Origin of the sequence: Spiroplasma endosymbiont of Notiophilus biguttatus, from assembly GCF_964030985.1 — a bacterium.
In the GTDB taxonomy this organism is placed as follows: domain Bacteria; phylum Bacillota_I; class Bacilli_A; order Mycoplasmatales; family VBWQ01; genus Spiroplasma_E; species Spiroplasma_E ixodetis_A.
This window is the reverse complement of sequence record NZ_OZ034993.1, coordinates 262153-278905: the sequence shown is the minus strand read 5'-3', so window position 1 is coordinate 278905 and position 16753 is coordinate 262153. Positions and strand designations below refer to the sequence as shown.

The following is a 16753-nucleotide window of genomic DNA, read 5'->3' as shown; positions in this document are numbered from 1 at the left end:
ATAAATAATTAAGAAAATTACTCAAAACTTTTTTGTTCAAATTAATTATCCTATTATAAATAGGATTTTACTATAAAGTAAAGATTAAAAAAATATATCTTTAATAGTAATAGCAATAAAAATAACTAAAAATAATATAGCTCCAGCAATACTAACAATAATTTTATATTTTTCATTTAATTTTTTTCTTGTTACTGCTTCAACTGCATTTTCAACAAATTTATAACCATCCAATGGCGGAATTGGTAACATATTTAATAAAAATAAATTAGAAGATAATAATGCTGCTCAACGAAAATATGTACTTGCTGCTTGTGTTGATGATAAATCAGGATTTAAAAAACTATTAGTTGATTTAACAATACCAACAGGTCCTGATAAATTTTGTCAATGAAAAGTAACTAATTGTCCCAATGCTTGTAAAAGACTATAACTATCTTTAAAAGTATCAATGATACCATCACCAATAACTTGCCCTGCATTTAAATAATAACTACCTTGACTAACACCAATGAATAGTTCCCCTTTTTGTTCTACTGGTTTAAAAGTAACAGTTCTATCGTCTTTATTATCAAAAGTAATTTCGTAATCAGCAATAACTGTACCATTAGTAGTCTTTTTATTATATTTACTTAATCATACTTGTAAATCATAATATGATTTAATTGATTGTTTAGATTCAATATCACCAGTATTATAAATACTAGTAATAGCATCAGTATCTAAAATTGGTAAACTTGGATTTTTTTCATTATATTTTTGAACAGCTTCATATAATGGTCCTGTTGTTGCATAGGTTGGTGGCAAGTTAGGATCATATTTATGTGGATAAATTCCATATCCAATCATTAATAAAATAAAAGCTAATAATAAATTCATTAGTGCACCTGCACTAATGAAAGCTGCTTTTTTACCACGTTGCAAGTTTTCCATCATTCGTTTATTATCAATTACTTCATCTTCTCGTCCCTTAGGAGCATCAGCAATTTCTGAAGCAATAGAAACATAACCACCCAATGGTAATAGTCTTAAAGTATAACGTGTTTCTTTTTTACCTCACTGCAAAAGTTTTGGACCCATACCAATAGCAAATTCATATACATATGCTCCTGATAATTTAGCAATTACAAAATGAGCAAATTCATGCAAGGTAATTAAAAATAATATTGTAAATAAACCAATTAAAATGGCTAAAAATATATACATAACTTCATCCTTAAATTTTATATATTAAGCAATAGCTGCTAGAATAATTAGAGAACCAAAAATAACTACTGTTGAAAATGAATCTAAACGATCTAATAATCCTCCATGTCCAGGTAGAATATTTGAAAAATCCTTAACATGATAATTACGTTTCAAATTTGAAAATAATAAATCACCCATTTGACTAGCAATTGAAAGAATAAAACTAGTAGCAAGATAAGCAATATAGATTGGTGCTTTACTATTAACTTCTAAAAAAGGTAATGGATTATAATTACTTGTTTCTAAAAAAATAGTTACTGTTATCATACTTAAAATAATTGCTGTTATTAAACCAGTAATAGCACCTTCTCAAGTTTTATTTGGTGATATACTTGGTGCCATTTTTGTTTTACCATAAATTATACCACCAATAAAAGCACCAACATCATTAGACATAACAATAATGAATAAAAACAATAATGTTGGTCATCCTAGTTTTGAAAGTTTAATTTCTGATAACATTAAAAAATTAACAGCTTTAACAACAAATACTAAATAAATAATTCAAGTAAAAATAAAAACAACATCATTTAATTGAAAATTTTTACTTCGTCAAGCAATTAAAATAAAAATACAAATGAAAAATAATAAAATTAATAAAGTCATTCAAGTTTCAAATCAATAATGATTATAAATATATGGGCCAAAAGTTTCCTTACCAAGTGGAACTCATAAAAGTATGACTCCTGTTAAAATTATAGAAATTTTAAGTACAACTGATCAATTTGATTGTTTTCTTAAATTAATAATTTCTCATAAACAACTAATAAAAATAAAAGTATTAATTATCATAAATGTATAGGTTGATCACTGTGGTTTATTACCAAAAATTGGTTCTAAATAAACTGCCCCAATAAACATTCATAATACGCCACAAGCAATTAACATAAAGCTTGTAAGAATACGATTTCGATAGGTTCTAAAAAAATTACTAAGTTTTGCAAAAAAAGAAACTTTAGATTTTATATTTTCTTTATTTATTATCTTTTTTTTCACAATATTTAACCCCTAACTATTTATTGCTAAATTTTCATTAAATCGGTTTTTTTATTGTTTTCTATTAATACAAGTTCTTTAATTTTACTATCAGTTAAATCTTGAATTGTAGTTTCTGCATGTTTTTCTTGATCTTCTGGTAATTTTATTTTTTTCAGATTTTGAACAGCATCACGTCGACAATTACGGATTTTAACTTTATATTCTTCAGTTTTTTTACTCAAATCTTTAACTAAAGATTTACGAACATCTTCTGTTAATTGTGGAAAAATTAAACGTATATGCTCTGTTTCGGTTTTAATTTGTAATTTCAAATCGGCTTTCGTAACAGCTTCTGTAATGTCTTTAATTAAACTACGATCATATGGTTTAATTAATAATTGATGTGCTTCTGCTACTTTAATTTGGGCAACATTACTTAAATTATCAACACCACCATAACATCTAACATTAACTCCTTCTAAGATATTAGGATTAGCTCTTCCTGTGCGAATTTTGTTAATTTCATTTTTATAACGTAAAATTATTTCATTCATGAAATTTGTGGCTTCTAAAATAATAACTTCCATATTTGTTTTCCTCCTAGTTAATAATTTTAAATTGTTTTTAAATCAAACTATAAAAATTATATAATAATTTTTACTAAAACCAATGGAAAACTATTTAAAAAAATAAAAAACATCATTAATTAATGATGTTTTTTATTAATATCTTTGAATTTTATTTTCATCATTGTTTAAATTAACTAATATAAAAATACCACCAATAATACCTAATGCAGCACCAAAGATAATTCCTAATATTGCTAAAGCAATTTTTTGATCGGTAGTTGCTTCACCTTTACTTACTTTTTTGTATAAAATAAAACCAGGTATTGTTCATAATAAAGGAATTATAAATATTGATTCTAAAATAAAAACAATAAATATTAATATACTTCCTGCTTTTAACATATTTTTTCTCCTTCTTTAATTCTTATAATTAATAATATCACTTCATAAAATTGAAAGATAGAATTGTGTCCTCATTTAAAGTTTAGTTTTTTAACTTATTAAGTTATCACTTTAATTACTATTAATTTCAAATGTCTAATTATTAATAATTAGACATTTGAAATTAATAGTAACAAAAAAAATATGATAATTAACAAAAACTGTCATTATATTTTTTAAAATATTTAATGATTTAAACAGTTGGTGGTATACCACAATCTATTCTAGGTAAAAGAAGAACATCACCAAAATATACTGCTAAATAAACTTTTAAATTTCTAAATTTCCTGTTACTAATGGACCAACAGCAACGCTAGCACGGAACTGGGTACTAACATTTGTATTTAATAGTTGAACTAGAGAATCAAATTGTTTTTGTTTACTTTCTGAATTTATTACTACTTTAAAATCAGCAACAGACTCACCTTGTTTAAATCCTTGAGCAGCAGTTAATTTTAAACCATTTTTATCACTAATAAGTTCAGTAATAACTATCTTTGAAATATTTAATCCATCATTTTAGCAGTATTGATAGTATAAGATTTTACTACACTATCATCATCTTTGTTTATAATATCAATTTGACAAGTACCAGCAAGAACTTTAAAATCAGTTCCTGTATCATTTTCTTCAGTTTTACCTGATTCAGTACTGGTAACTTTTGCAGATAAGGTACTAATTTTTTTAACATCAGCAGGCGAATATTCTTATTCTTCGTTTTCACTACCACTTGTAATTCCTAATTCTTTCAAAAATGCTGCAGCATCAGCATCTTTTGCTTGATTTGGATTTCTAATTTCGTTTACTTTTAATAAACTGTTTTTAAAATTAGTCATCATAATTTTTGTGTCATCAGCCTCAATTGAATACTTCTTTTTACCAGTAGTATCATCCTTCTTTAATTCTTGATTAATTAAACTTGTATTTTCATCACTATATCAGCCTAATAATTTTTCATATTTACCATTTAATATTGGTGCTTTTGTTTCAAAAGCACAGGCAACAATTGAACTTGCTGCAGTTGTAGTTAAAGCAGTAGCAGCCATTAATCGTAATAATGTTTTTATATTTTTCATATAGTATTTTCTCCCCTTTTAGATAATTTTCTAAGAAATATAAATTATTTTCTGCTGTTTATTATATATTCTTCTTAAATTAAAACTATTTTTATAATTTTAATTACTATTAGTAGTATTTTTTAAATGATAAAAAAGAATATAAATTAAAAAAGATTGCAATTGCAATCTTTTAAAATATTTAATGATTAAGCGGGCATTTTGTCAACTTTAAAACTTACTACCTTTACTTCACCAAATATTACTCTTAAAAATACATCAGTAGTAATATCATTAGGATACTTGTTTATAGCATCTCCATCAGCAGTAGTAGATCAAACTAATTTTTGATCACCAATTAACTTAACTAAAGAATCATATAGATTTTTTTCTTTAGTCTTTCCATCAGCTCAAGGTAAAGATGTAAGAACCTTTACATCTTTTTTAAAATTGTTTGCAGGAGTTAATGCTAAATTGCCCTTTTCAACAATTGCTGCTACTGCAGCAGGAACATCTAATTTATCCTTTTTTACAGTATCAATAGTATATTTTTTTACAGATTTGGGATCATCTCCGGTTGCCTTATCCATAATGTTAATTTGACAAGTACCAGCAGCAACATTAAAATCATTTTTTCCAGTATTTGCTTCAATTTTACCTGATTCAGTACTTTCAACTGTTGCAGATAAAGCAGTAATAGATGTAACTTCTTCAGCTTTATAAAAAGCACTAGTGCTACCAGATGTAAATCCTAAGTCTTTTAAAAAGGCTGCAGCATCAGCATCTTTTGCTTTAAATTTACCAGTATCAGGAGCAGTACCTTCTGTTAATAAAACATTTTTAAAATTAGTTGCAGTAATCAATGTAGCAACAGCTTCAATTGAATATTTTTCTTTACCAGCAGTATCATCCTTTTTTAATTCTTGTGCTATTTTACTTGTTTTATTATCTGCATCATATCATCCTAGTAATGTTGCATATTTGCCATCTAATGCTGGCGCTTTTGTTTGAGTTCCACATGCAACAACTGAACTTGCTGCAACTGTTGTTAAAGCAGCAGCACCCATTAGTCGTAGTAATGTTTTCATGTTTCTCATATTGTTTTTCCCCCTTAGATAATTTTTCTGAAAAATATAAACTATTTTCTGCTCTTAATTATACATTCTTTTTTATTTGGTATTCTTTTTATAATATTTTTCATTAATTAAGTGTTATTTTGTTTTTTTAAAGAAAATAATTTCAAAAATGTTAGGATTAAATTGTTCATTAACTGAACATTCTTATTATTTTTTATATACTCTACAGTACTTCCAAGATTATTGAGTAATATAATATAAAAAACCTGAAAATTTTTTCAGGTTTTTTATATTTAAAAATTAAGATAAAAAAGGTAATAGTTTAACGATATTCATAATGAATTTAAAGTATTCATCTATACAAATTAATCTTCAATTAGTTAACTTCTGCTAATTGATAGTTTTTAATATCGCTTTTCTCCCTTTATGTACTATTTTTTAATTTTATGACATAAATGCTGAGAAAAGCGTATCTACGGACTTCTCCCCACATTTTTAAATTAAACACAGCATTACAATTTCAAAACTAGGTATCTTGTTGAATTTATATGCAGCTTCTTTGGGATATAAATAAACATGATGTTTTGCAACTTTGATATGTGTTTTAAATGTTCTTCTTATATGTTTTCAAACTGATTCAATTTGATTGGTATTTACACCAGTTTTTGAAACATAACCATCTTGATGGTTAACTGTTTTATGTTTTGGGAAAACCAATTTGAAATCGCAATATCCTTTTCAATCATCAGTATGTACATGACATTTTGAAGAAATGTGGCTTCTTGCAAAATTCAAAAGACTTTTACTCTTTGCATTTTTCAATACTTTCACAATTAAATTATTAGTTGTTTTTTCATAAATGCCAACAATCAATGTTTTATTTTTCAAGGATCTTCCTTGTTTTTTAAAAGCCATATGTGAAAGATACATTTCATCAATTTGCACTGTGCCTTCAACAATAAATTGAGGTTCTTGTTTTGCAATACGTGTTCTAATTTTATGACCCATTCTCCATGCTGTTTTTAAGGTCACTCCCAATTCTTTTGAAACATCAGTTGATGGAATTCCATGTTTGGTGTTTATTCATCTAAAGATGAAGTAAAATCATGATCTTAAAGATGTTTGTGACCTTGAAAATATGGTACCCGTGAGAATACTAAATGTTTGATTACATTTCAAACATCTTATTCTTTTTAAATCAGAAGTTCAAATTAAAACTAGAACACCTAATACATTTGTTTTCTTTCAAATTTGCTATATATGCAAGACATTGCTATTCAGTTTGAAAAGCATTGTTGAACTCATTCAGTTTCATTGTTCCCTCCACAAGTACATGTGGGGAGAAGTCCGTTTAATATTATAATTTTATTTTACAAACAGAAAAAAGAAATCAAAAAATGATGAAAAGGAAAAAATAATAAATGGAACTAAAAGAAATTTTTAAAGCAATAAAAAAATAACTAAAGAATCTGAGCAAGAACAAAATCAAAAAATAAATTTATTTCATAAACAATTTAATGAAGAAATAAAAAATATAGGTTCTATATTAGAAGGAATTGAAATTAGTTCATTTGGAAAATTTTCTCCACATAATAATACAAACATATCAAATAATAATAAATTAATACATTATGGAAAACTTTAATAAAAAAGAAATAAATTTTATTAGAAATAACTCAAATCTTAAATTTGGTAATTAATTAGAATTATTTATGGATAAAATTCAAAAAATATAAACAAATATGTATCTAAAGATAAAAAATATTATATTCAAAACAAAGAAAAATGAACGTTATATCTTTCAATGATAATAGAACAAAAACAATTACTACTATATAAATAATTATATTTAATCAATTTAAAACTTGAAAATTACCATTAATATAATGAAAGATATTTTTACAATATAATCTACCATAATAAAACTCTATCATTTAATAAATTTATATTGTTTTCAAATTACTAATATTGTATAATGAATTAGAATTATAGCAAGACAGCTACCAGCTGTCTTTATTATTTCTAGTGTAATATATTTTTTTTGATTTAAGTATATTTTCATTTTGAAATAAATCTATTTCAAATACTATTAAATAATAAACAACAACAATGTTTATAAAAACAAGGAGGAGAAAAAGTGGATAAAGAAATTAGTCAAATCATTTTAAATGCCATAAATGAAATTGCTGAAGAAAAACAAATAGCAAAAGAAGATATCATTGAAGCTTTAAAAGAAGGACTAAAAAAAGCATATGAATATCAAAGTCATCGTGATGATAGTACAAATATCAGAATTGAAATTGATCAAAATAAAGGTACTATTAAAATTTTAAAGGATTTAATTGTTGTTCCAAAAGTTGAAGATCCTGAATTAGAAATTGCACTTTCAACTATTAAAACAAAGAATCCTGGCTTAACAATTGGTGATACATATACGCAAATAATTCCTAGTGATCAATTCTCTCGTTTATCAATTTTTAAAGCTATTCAAGTAGTTAAACAATCAATTCGTGAAGCAGAAAAAACATCAATTTATGATGAATTTATTGATAAAAAAGAACACATATTAATTGGTACTATTGAAAGCGTTGAAGAAACTTATATGTTAATTAAAATTGGTAGAGCCTATGCTTTCTTACCAAAACAAAATCAAATCCCTAGTGAGATCTTACCAAAAAATAAACCAATAGCTAATAACACTTACATCAAATTTTATGTTGAAGATATTATTAAAAACAAAAACTATGGTCAAATTTTAGCATCAAGAACTCATGTTAATTTTTTACGTTGTTTACTAGAATTAGAAGTTCCTGAAATCGCACAAGGTGTAATCGAAGTTAAAGATATTGCTCGTATTCCTGGAATTAGAGCTAAGGTTGCAATCGTTAGTCATGATCCAAGCATTGATGGTATTGGTGCATGTATTGGTCCAAAAGGCGAAAGAACAAAACTAATTACGCAAGAATTAAGTGGTGAAAAAATTGATATCATTGCCTGAAATCCTAATATAAAAGAATATATAATTAACGCTTTAACACCAGCTAAAGTTATTTCAATTGATATCAATGAAGAAGAAAAACAAGCAAATATTATTGTTCCTACTGAACAATTATCATTAGCTATTGGTAAAAATGGTATGGCTGCTAAATTAGTTGCCGGTGTAACTCACTGAAATATTAATATTACTTCATTAGAACAAGCAAATGAAAATAACATTAAATTTACTTGAAATGCTAATATTAAAGAAAGTGAATACGAAAAGTTTATATCTGAATTATTAAAAAAAACAGAATGAAAAAATAAAAATCAATAAACAATAAAGTAGATCGTTATGAATAAAATACCTTTAATTCAACGTAAAAAAATACCAATGCGTAAATGTATAGTTACAAATACTATTTTACCTAAACGTGAATTAATTAGAATTGTTATTAATAAAGAAGGACAATTATTCATTGATAAAACTGGCAAACAAAATGGTCGCGGTGCCTACATCCAACCAAAACTTGAATTAATACCTTTGCTTATCAAAAACAAAGCATTAGAACGAGCATTAAAAACAAAAATTCCAAATGAATTTTATGAACAATTAATTAATGAAATTAAAAAAAATTGAGATTAATTTTCCCAAGCGAAAGGCGGGATGCAAATGGCAAAAAAACGAATATCTCAACAAACACAAAATATTAATCAACAACTAAAACAAAAAACATCTCAAATTAATGAAAAAGGAGTATTCTTATATAACGAACCATTAACTATTTCAGAATTTGCTAAAGCATTGAATCATCCAGTAACTGACATTATTAAATACTTCATGAAACAAGGCAAACTATTTAATCAAAATCAAATATTAACTCAAGAATTAATGCTTGAACTTTGTTTGGAATGAAATATCGATTTTGAAAAAGCTAAAGTGGTAACATATGAAAACTTATTAGAAAATATTAATGTCGAAGATGATAAAAAAAATTTAGTAACTCGACCACCTGTTGTGACAATTATGGGCCATGTTGATCATGGAAAAACAACACTATTAGATACTATTCGTAATTCTAAAGTTACTAATCAAGAACACGGTGGTATTACTCAACATATTGGTGCTTATCAAATTAAAACTAATAATAAATTAATTACTTTTATTGATACTCCAGGTCACGAAGCATTTACTGAAATGCGTTCACGTGGTTCTAAAATTACTGATATTGTTGTTCTAGTAGTTGCTGGTGATGATGGTGTGATGCCACAAACTCGTGAAGCAATTGACCATGCAAAAGTAGCTGGTGTTTCAATTATTGTTTTTGTTAATAAAATGGATAAACCGAATGTTAATACTGATCGCATTATGAATGAACTAGCTAATTGTGATTTAACTAGTGAAGAATGAGGTGGCGATACTATTTTCGTTTATGGTAGTGCTTTAAAAAATCAAGGAATTGATGAATTATTAGAAGCAATATTAGTAATTGCTGAATTAAAAGAACTAAATGCTAATCCAAATCGTTTTGCTAATGGAACTGTTATCGAATCTCATCATGATAAAAATGTTGGTTCAATTTGTACTTTGTTAGTACAAGGTGGAACACTAAAAGTTACTGATATTGTAGTTGCGGGTAGTGTTAAAGGTAAAATTAAACGTCTTATTAATGATACTGGTAAAATGATTACTAAAGCTGGACCTTCAATGCCTGTTCAAGTTTTAGGATTTGAAACAGCCCCTACTCCGGGTGAATCTTTTATTGTTTTTAATGATGATAAAATAGCAAGAAAAGTAGCACTAGTACGACAAACAGAAGAAACAAATAAAATTAGAAATAATCGACAAATTAGTTTAGGTAATTTAACACAAGATGTTGCTACAGGTGAATTAAAACAAATTAATGTTATTTTACGAGCAGATACTCAAGGTTCAGTGCAAGCAATCGTTCAAGCAGTAAATAAAATTAATGTTAATGATATTACTGTTAAGTTTATTAGAGCAACTATTGGTGGTATTAGTGAATCAGATATTAAACTTGCTCAAACTTCAGGAAGTATTATTTATGGTTTCAATGTTCGTCCCAATCATGTTATTCGTGAAGCTGCTAACAATGCTGGTGTTGAAATTAGATTACATAATATCATTTATAAAATAACTGAAGAATTAGAATTGGCTGCTAAAGGCTTATTAGAACCAACTTATGAAGATAAAATTCTTGGTCAAGCACGAGTTATTAAAACTTTTCATTTTTCAAAAATAGGAACAATTGCTGGTTGTGTTGTCATTAATGGCTTCATTCAACGTAACAGCAAAGTTCATATCATTCGTGATGATGTTGTTATTTATAAAGGCGAAATCAGTGGTTTAAAACATGAAAAAAATGATTTAAAAATTGCTAAAAAAGAAACTCAATGTGGTATTACTATTAAAAATTTTAATGACTTAAAAGAAAATGATATTATTGAATCATATTTAGTGGAAGAAGTGGAGATAAAATAGGATGTCTATCATTAAATTTGAACAACAAGAAAGTTTCTTAAAAAAAGAAATTACTAATATATTAAAAAAAGAATCAAAAAATATTCTTTTCAAAGATATCACTATTACTAATGTAAAAATAACAAAAGATAATAGTTATGCTACCATTTATTGAACGGTTTACTTAGATAATTTAGATATTAAAAGCATTAGTAATGCTCTAGAAAAAGCGAAAGGTTTTTGTCGAAGCGCACTCGCTAAAACAAGTAATAAATATAAAGTCCCAGAATTACGCTTTAAATATGATAATACCAACACTAGAGTTAAAAACATTGAAGAAATATTAAAAAATATCAAAAATAATAATTCATCTAATTAATAAAAAATAGTTATAACATATACTTATTAAAACCTTTAATTAGGTTTTTTTATTTTCTTTAGGAACAGCCGCTACTGGAATTCGGCAATTGGGTTTATATCCGCTCCCAGTGGTGGTGCCGATGGTTATGCTTGTGGATCAATTATTAGTGATTTTATAAAAGAAACAACATCTATTTGATTAGAACCTGTTTAGAATCTTTTAGAGAATAAGGTAAAATTATTATATATTTTAAAATAAGAGGTATATATGCATAAAAATTATCCAAGTCATGTCACTAAAGAACAATTTGAGAACATAAGATTAATTTTAGAAAATGTCAAAAAGAAAACAAAACCAAGAAATTTAGATTTATATGAAGTATTTTGTGCAGTTTTATATGTATTAAAAAGTGGTTGTCAATGAAAAATGTTACCAAAAAATTTTCCAAAATGACAAACTGTATATTATTATTTTCAAATTTGAAGTAAAAATAATGGTAAAGAACGTAGCATATGACAATTAATTTTAAAAAAAATTAGTTAGAAAAGTTCGTATCAATAATCATCGAAAAGAAAAAACCAGTTTTTGTATAATTGATTCACAAAGTGTTAAAATACAGATACTACTAAAAACAAAGGTTATGATGCTGGTAAAAAGATTTCAGGAATAAAACGTCATATTGCTGTTGATTCTCAAGGTTTACCACATGCAATTTACGTAACTACAGCAGAAAAAACAGATCGTAATAGTGCTATAATAATGATTCAAAATGAAAAAGAAAATCTTTCTACAGTTCAAAAAATAATAGTAGATGCTGGTTATACTGGTGAAAAATTTGCTTCTGCAATCAAAACAATTATAAATGCGAATGTTGAAGTTGCAAAACGTAATGAATTACATTCTTTTGTAGTATTACCAAAAAGATGAGTTGTAGAGCGAAGTTTTGCTTGATTAGAAAAATGTAGAAGATTATGAAAAAATTGTGAAAGAAAATTAAATACTAGTTTACAAATGGTTGTTCTTTCCTTTATTTCAATTTTATTAAAAAGATTCTAAACAGGTTCTTATAATTTTTATTATATAAAGTTAATAATTAATATTTTTTCTTTCTAATTTATAAAAATATTTCATAATTTTATCTTTTTGCTTGTAATAACTAATATTTATGGTTAATATTAAGATTAAAGTTAATATTTATATTAATCTAAATTAGATAAGTATTATTAATAATAATTAGTTTTCAGCGAGAGTGAATAGTGTAAGCACTTAACCATTATTAATTAGAAGCTCCTAATTTAACAATTTTAATCATTAATTAAGCGCATTTACTTTGTAAGTGAATTAGGATGGTACCGCGTTAAAAAACGTTCCTATTTTGATAGGAATTTTTATTATTTTGAGGAGAAATTATTATGTCAATAAAATGAACAACAGATAAAGTTAGAACAACTTGATTAAATTTTTTTAAAACTTATGATCATCATATTTTAGCAAGTGCATCACTTGTTCCAAATGACGATCCTTCACTATTGTGGATTAATTCTGGAGTTGCTACATTAAAACCATATTTTGATGGACAACAAACTCCAATTGCTAAAAGATTAGCAAATTCACAAAAAGCAATTAGAACTAATGATATTGAAAATATTGGTATTACAGCAAGACATCAAACTTTTTTTGAAATGTTAGGTAATTTTTCAATTGGTGATTATTTTAAAAAAGAAGCTATTATTTGAGGATGAGAATTTTTAACTAGTAAAAAGTGATTAAATTTAGATGCTAATTTATTATATGTAACATTTTTTAATGAAGATGAAGAAACATATAATTTATGATTAAATATTATTAAATTACCGAAAGAACGTATTATTAAAGGTACAAGATCTACTAACTTTTGAGATATGGGTCAAGGTCCTTGTGGTCCTAATACTGAAATTTATTATGATCGTGGTATTAAATATGATTCTGAAAATATTGGTATTAAATTATTAAAAGATGATATTGAAAATGATCGTTATATTGAAATTTGAAATATTGTTTTTTCACAATTTAACAATGATGGCAAAAATAATTATACTGATTTACCAAGAAAAAATATTGATACTGGTGCAGGATTAGAAAGACTAGTAGCAATTTTACAAGATGTACCAACTAATTTTGATACTGATTTATTTCAAAATATTATTCATGAATGTGAAAAATTAACAAATTTTCGTTATGATATTAATAATTATTTTACACAAGAGATTAAACAAAAAACTATTAATACTGCATTTAAAATTATTGCTGATCATATTCGTTGTTTAGTTTTTGCAATTAGTGATGGTGTTTTTCCTAGTAATAAAGATCGTGGTTATGTATTACGAAGATTGATTAGAAGAGCTGTTGTATATGGACAAAAACTTAATATTAATGAACCATTTTTGTTTAAGTTAGTTTCAATTATTATCAAAGTTATGGGTCAACATTATCAAGAATTACATGAAAAAGTCGATTTAATAACTAATATTATTAAAAGCGAAGAATTAAAATTTTGAACAACATTGATAACAGGAAAACAATTGTTATTACAAGTTATTAGAGATAATAAAAAAGTAGATGCAACTGCGGCTTTTAAATTATTTGATACCTATGGTTATCCTATTGAATTAACATTAGAGATTGCAAATGAAGAGAATGCTACTGTTGATTTAAAAGGTTTTCAAAAATTATTGGATAACAGTAAAGATAATACAAGAAAAGTAAGAATCAATCATCAAGCTTTAACAATTCAATCTTCATTACTAACTAATTTAAAAGTTCCTTCAACCTTTATTGGTTATGATAAAGAACAAATAAATACAAATATTGTTTTTATGTTTAAATCAGAGCATGAGGTAAAAGTTTTAAAAAATGAAAAAGGTTATTTAATTTTAAATGAAACTCCTTTTTATGCAGAAGGGGGGGGGCAAGCAGCTGATGATGGCATTATCAAAGGAGAAAATGGAACGGCCTCTGTTATTGATGTACAACAAGGACCACAAAAACAGCATATTCATCAAGTGGAAGTAAAAGGTGAATTAACGCAAACAGAAATTGTTGAAGCACAAATTAATAGTTCACATCGTTTCTATACAAGAAAAAATCATTCAGGAACTCATTTATTACATGCTGCTTTAAGAAAATTATTAGGTTTACATGTTATACAATCTGGAAGTTTTAATAATTATCAATATTTACGATTAGATTTTAGTCATTATGAAATGTTAACTTTAGAACAAATTATAACCATAGAACAACAAATCAGTAAATGAATTAAAGGTAAATATCCTTGTGAAATTATTTATTGTACATATGAAGAAGCAATAAAAATTGGAGCTTTAGCTTTTTTTGGTGAAAAATATGAAGAAAAAGTTCGAGTAATTAAGTTTGGTGATTTTTCAATTGAACTTTGTGGAGGCACTCATTGTTATAACTCGCAAGAAGTAGAACAATTATTAATAACTAATGTTGAATCAAAAGGATCTGGTTCTTATCGAATTCATGCTTTAACATCATTAAAAACTATTAATGAATACTTAACACAACAAATAATGATGATTAAAGAACAAAGCAATAATTTATTTATTCAATATCAAAAAAATAAAGATAATTGTATGCAAGAGGAAGAAATTGAAAAAATATATGATGCTATTAATAATTTAAAAGTGGTAGCTGCTGATTGAAGAAAGGGAAAAATGTTATTACTAGAATTACATGGTTTATTTAAAAAATGACAAATTAATTTTGAAGAATTAAATCGTCAGAAGATAGTGAAAAAATATTTAACTTTAGTTCCTAAAAATGAAAATAATTATAAACTATTAATTGCAAATTTTGAAAATTTAGATATTAAAACATTAAGAGAAATAGTTGAACATTATCGTAATCAATATCAAAATATTATTATTATTTTTATTAATAAAATTAACAATCAAGAATATTTAGTATTAGTTGCTTCAAGTAAAGAATTACATAATAATAAACAGTATCAAAGTAATAATATTTTACAAAAAATATTAAAAATATATAATGGTAAGGGTGGCGGTAGCCCAATCTTAGCGCAAGGGAAGATTGATAAGTTTATTACAGAAAAAGAAATTAATAAAATTATATATTAAACGGCATCAGTCACTTAAGTTTACCAATTAATATTTTCAATCTGTAATATAATTAAAAATAATTAATACAGAAGGAGAAATTATGAATTATAAAGTTTATTCAAAAGAAACAAAATTAGCCGTTGTTAATGAGTATTTAGTTGATAAAAAACTAAAAATACATGAAATTCAAGTCAAATATAAATTATCAACTCCAGTATTAATTTATAATTGGGTTAACCAATATCAAATTAAAGGTGAAAATGCATTCACCAAAATTTCTAAATCCCAAACTTCTCACAGGATCGATAAGAAAGATATTGAAATTAAACTATTAAACAAAGAAATTGATAAACTTAGAAAACAAGCTTTAAAAGATGAGGTTGAAAAAGAACTTTTAAAGGAGCAATTAGCCTGTGAAAAGAAATTAACAAGGGGAAAAAATAGTAAATTATTAAAATATAAGTGTTTTTTAATAGTAGAAAAATATAAGCAAAAAGGTCATCAATTAAATAAAATTATTGTTTACATAGCTATTAGCAAAACAGCATACTATTTATGAGTAAAAAAAGGTAAAAAGCAATATCAATCAAAAATTAATGATAATTTGATACAAGCAATAAACAAAATAGTTCTCATTAAAAATGAAAAAAAGTACATTAATATCACTAGTTTTGAAAAAGTAAGATTAGAGTTAAAAATAAAAAATAAAGGTCTTAAATGCAGTAAAACAAGCATAAAACAAATATTAAAAGATAATAATATTAAATTATTATTAGAACCTAAATCAACAAATAGAGTAGTAGAAAATAGTGATTTAAAAAATAATAAAGATTTATTAAAACGTAATTTTTCAAGTAATAACTTTCTTGAAAAAGTTGGTATGGATGGCACATGATTTAAAAATATAATTATTGGTGATAAAAAAACAAAATTATTAGTTGTTTTTGCTACTGATATGTACAGTAATTCAATTGTTGGCTGAAAAATAAACAAAAGTGAAAATGCCAAAACTGTGTTAAATGTGGTTAATCAAATAGAATTAGCGAGTGCTAAACAATGTAATTTTACGACTATTCAATCAGATTTAGGTTTTGCTAATACAAGCGAAATTGTTAGTAAAGTTTTTAATACAAGTACTAATCTAATTCATTCAAAAAGTCTATCAGGTTTTAAAGGTAATCAAGTTAGTGAATGTTTAAATCGTTGAATTAAAAGAGATTTTAAAATGATGTTTGGTAGCACTTTTGAAAGTATGGAAAGTTTTAATAAAATATTAGAAAAATTTGTTAGATATTGAAACAATGATAGAATAGTTATTAGATTGAAAATGCCTCCAAATCAATTTGTACAGATTTGAAGACAAGAAAGTAAACTTATCTAACCAATGCCGAATTAGAAAAAGAAGAAGAAATTATAGAAAATTTTGAAGTGTAGTATGAATAAAAA

At 25.3% G+C, this 16753-nt stretch carries 13 protein-coding genes and 1 pseudogene; 7 read left to right on the top strand and 7 right to left on the bottom strand.

Going from position 1 to position 16753, the window contains the following annotated elements:
* Window positions 1–84: 84 nt before the first annotated feature.
* The 7 genes from AAHM85_RS01615 to AAHM85_RS01585 form a co-directional block, all read right to left on the bottom strand.
* A complete protein-coding gene (locus AAHM85_RS01615) occupies window positions 85–1206 on the bottom strand; it encodes a site-2 protease family protein (protein ID WP_342260737.1) in 1122 nt (373 codons plus the stop codon).
* A 24-nt stretch (window positions 1207–1230) separates the two neighbouring features.
* Window positions 1231–2244: a phosphatidate cytidylyltransferase gene (locus AAHM85_RS01610; protein ID WP_342260736.1), complete on the bottom strand. Its 1014-nt coding sequence runs from the start codon at window positions 2242–2244 to the stop codon at window positions 1231–1233.
* A gap of 26 nt (window positions 2245–2270) precedes the next feature.
* Window positions 2271–2813, bottom strand: coding sequence for a ribosome-recycling factor (locus AAHM85_RS01605; protein WP_342260735.1), 543 nt, complete (start codon window positions 2811–2813; stop codon window positions 2271–2273).
* 135 nt (window positions 2814–2948) lie between these two features.
* Window positions 2949–3197 carry a hypothetical protein gene (locus AAHM85_RS01600; RefSeq protein ID WP_342260734.1) on the bottom strand — a complete coding sequence of 83 codons (249 nt, stop codon included), beginning with the start codon at window positions 3195–3197 and terminating at the stop codon, window positions 2949–2951.
* 746 nt (window positions 3198–3943) lie between these two features.
* Window positions 3944–4312: a hypothetical protein gene (locus AAHM85_RS01595; RefSeq protein WP_342260733.1), complete on the bottom strand. Its 369-nt coding sequence runs from the start codon at window positions 4310–4312 to the stop codon at window positions 3944–3946.
* A gap of 188 nt (window positions 4313–4500) precedes the next feature.
* Window positions 4501–5388, bottom strand: a complete 888-nt coding sequence (locus tag AAHM85_RS01590; RefSeq protein WP_342260732.1) for a hypothetical protein — start codon at window positions 5386–5388, stop codon at window positions 4501–4503.
* Between the two features lie 474 nt (window positions 5389–5862).
* Window positions 5863–6546 carry an IS1595 family transposase gene (locus AAHM85_RS01585; protein WP_342260731.1) on the bottom strand — a complete coding sequence of 228 codons (684 nt, stop codon included), beginning with the start codon at window positions 6544–6546 and terminating at the stop codon, window positions 5863–5865.
* Window positions 6547–7504: 958 nt separating this feature from the next.
* On the opposite strand from AAHM85_RS01585, the gene nusA reads away from it, so the two are divergent.
* The 7 genes and pseudogenes from nusA to AAHM85_RS01550 all read left to right on the top strand — a co-directional run bounded on the left by nusA (window position 7505) and on the right by AAHM85_RS01550 (window position 16688).
* Entirely contained in the window at window positions 7505–8680 is a 1176-nt protein-coding gene (gene nusA, locus AAHM85_RS01580) for a transcription termination factor NusA (protein ID WP_342260730.1), read from the top strand.
* Window positions 8681–8698: 18 nt separating this feature from the next.
* Window positions 8699–8989: an RNase P modulator RnpM gene (gene rnpM / locus AAHM85_RS01575; protein WP_338957115.1), complete on the top strand. Its 291-nt coding sequence runs from the start codon at window positions 8699–8701 to the stop codon at window positions 8987–8989.
* Between the two features lie 21 nt (window positions 8990–9010).
* Window positions 9011–10846: a translation initiation factor IF-2 gene (gene infB, locus AAHM85_RS01570; RefSeq protein ID WP_342260729.1), complete on the top strand. Its 1836-nt coding sequence runs from the start codon at window positions 9011–9013 to the stop codon at window positions 10844–10846.
* 1 nt (window position 10847) lies between these two features.
* Window positions 10848–11204 (top strand): 30S ribosome-binding factor RbfA, encoded by a 357-nt coding sequence (gene rbfA, locus AAHM85_RS01565; RefSeq protein ID WP_342260728.1) that lies wholly within the window; start codon window positions 10848–10850, stop codon window positions 11202–11204.
* A 249-nt stretch (window positions 11205–11453) separates the two neighbouring features.
* A pseudogene (locus AAHM85_RS01560) lies at window positions 11454–12242 on the top strand (IS5 family transposase).
* Window positions 12243–12598: 356 nt separating this feature from the next.
* On the top strand, window positions 12599–15325 hold the full coding sequence (gene alaS / locus AAHM85_RS01555) for an alanine--tRNA ligase (protein ID WP_342260727.1): 2727 nt from the start codon (window positions 12599–12601) through the stop codon (window positions 15323–15325).
* A gap of 82 nt (window positions 15326–15407) precedes the next feature.
* Window positions 15408–16688 (top strand): IS3 family transposase, encoded by a 1281-nt coding sequence (locus AAHM85_RS01550; RefSeq protein ID WP_342260726.1) that lies wholly within the window; start codon window positions 15408–15410, stop codon window positions 16686–16688.
* The last annotated feature ends 65 nt before the right edge of the window (window positions 16689–16753 follow it).